Genomic DNA, 2,065 nt, shown 5'->3' with positions numbered 1-2,065 from the left:
TTTTGCTTTGGCTGCTGCGGCTGCCTTTTTCTTCGCTAGGTCATCGGCTTCTCCGTCTGTGGCTTCAACCGTTGGAGTTTCCTCTTCCACGATGCCTTCTCGCTGCTTTTTCGCTAATGCTGCGGCTTTTGCTTTGGCTGCTGCAGCGGCCTTTTTCTTCGCTAAGTCATCGGCGGCTCCGCCTGCAGGTGTTGGCGCTGCGGCCTTTTCCTTGCCCTCTTCTTGGTCCTGCGCTTCCTGCTGTGTCTGTCCGGCCTCCTGCTGAGCTTTTGCCTGACGTCTCGCCAGTGCTGCGGCCTTAGCCTTCTCAGCGGCTTCCCGTTTTAATTGCTCGAGATCCTTTTCCCCGCTCATTTATCAGGTCACCTTCTTCCCAGTCTTCGCTTCATAACGAATTTTTTCCTTTAACTTATTAATTCCGTAAATTAAAGCTGCTGGGTTTGGAGGACAGCCCGGGATATACACATCAACCGGAACTATTTGATCGACACCTTTTACAACGGAGTATGATTTGACATACGGTCCGCCTGCAGTGGCACAGGAACCCATCGCAATAACCCACTTCGGTTCTGGCATCTGATCATATAACCGGCGTAAAATCGGCGCCATTTTCTTCGTCACCGTACCCGAAACAATCATACAGTCTGATTGACGCGGCGATGGACGGAAGAACGAACCAAAACGGTCCAAGTCATAGTGAGCGGCACCCACACCCATCATCTCAATCGCACAACAAGCCAGACCAAATGTAACAGGGTAAAGCGAACTGCTTCGGGCCCATGCTTTCACTTGCTCCAGCGATGTCATAAATACATTTCTTTTTAACTCTTCCATTTCCAGTGATGAAATGCCATCTAAGTTTAAATCCATCGTAGCACCTTCTTCTTCCAAGCGTACACTAGGCCAATTAACAGCATAATCACGAAAAGTAGCATTTCGATAAGTGCAAAAACCCCTAGCTTATCGTAGGCAACGGCCCAAGGATATAAGAACACCGTTTCTACGTCAAAAATAACAAACATTAGGGCAAAAATATAATAGCGGACATTGAACTGAACACGTGAATCGTGAAATGGCTCAACACCGCTCTCATATGTGGTTAACTTCTCCTCACTAGGCTTATACGGCCGTAGGAGCTTCCCCAAATATAACGCCACCACTGGCAATAAAACCCCGAGACATAGGAACACAAAAACTATCAGATAATTATTCTGATATACATTTAAAAGTTCCATGTCATCCCCTCCAATGTTGAATTTTTCAAACTAATGAATATTGTAACCGATAACATTATAACATTGTTACAAACTTGTGTCGACAAAACCCACTATGTAAAATTGGAATTCTACGCCGCGAAAGTTTTTTTAATCAAGGCTTTTTAGAGCCAACTCTCAAAAAGACTTGATGTTAAATTTTCGCAAAGCTCACAGTGGAGCGGAGTTGCAATGTGCAGGTAGCTTATACCAATAAAACCCCAATTATAACCACCCTTGTTGGTTTGTTTCAAATACGGGTATCCCCTCCTCTGAAATTTGCGTGATCTGCAGCGCAAGCACGAGAGATGACATGACTAAAAAGAGTTGCAAAAATCACAGAGGGTTGAATAAGGTACTAAAGGGTTTCAAACAGGTTGTAACCTGCTAATAATAAACCGGCAACAACCCTAATTAAATAGTAATTACTCGGTAATGTCTGTGAATTTTGTCATAATTTGTTCAAATTTTAATGAAAACTTTAAAAAACCAGCCCCTACAACTATATTCAATTTAGTCCCATTCATTCTTTTATTTCGTAATGCCAATGGAGGAATTATTATAGATACTATAATGAGAAAGGGTACTTGGTTTTGTTTCGGACATATCCTTGGGAATCTTAAAAGTAATTGCCCCGTAAGAGAAAAAACTTTTCTTTTGTGATTCCTCCGCTATTTGGCTTTCACCCCCTTTATGAACGACACTCCTTTTGTGATTCCTCCGCAATTTGTCTTTCATTCCCTTTATGAACGACACTCCTTTTGTGTTTCCTCCGCTATTTGGCTTTCATTCCTTTTATGAACGACACTCCT

2 protein-coding genes and 1 pseudogene are annotated in these 2,065 nt (G+C 43.1%); all 3 read right to left on the bottom strand.

The annotated features are described in order from the left end of the window. Positions 1 to 354 (bottom strand): annotated as a pseudogene (locus V7083_RS07420) (NADH-quinone oxidoreductase subunit C); the annotation flags it as partial. A gap of 3 nt (positions 355 to 357) precedes the next feature. Then, on the bottom strand, positions 358 to 870 hold the full coding sequence (locus V7083_RS07415) for a NuoB/complex I 20 kDa subunit family protein (protein WP_335476741.1): 513 nt from the start codon (positions 868 to 870) through the stop codon (positions 358 to 360). Further along, positions 861 to 1,235 carry an NADH-quinone oxidoreductase subunit A gene (locus tag V7083_RS07410; RefSeq protein ID WP_335476740.1) on the bottom strand — a complete coding sequence of 125 codons (375 nt, stop codon included), beginning with the start codon at positions 1,233 to 1,235 and terminating at the stop codon, positions 861 to 863. The genes V7083_RS07415 and V7083_RS07410 overlap by 10 nt, the downstream gene beginning before the upstream one ends. Between the last annotated feature and the right edge of the window lie 830 nt (positions 1,236 to 2,065).

Origin of the sequence: Bacillus sp. JJ1764, assembly GCF_036962145.1 — a bacterium.
In the GTDB taxonomy this organism is placed as follows: domain Bacteria; phylum Bacillota; class Bacilli; order Bacillales; family Cytobacillaceae; genus Neobacillus.
The sequence above is the reverse complement of the archived record's forward strand: the minus strand, read 5'-3'. Positions and strand labels throughout refer to the sequence as shown.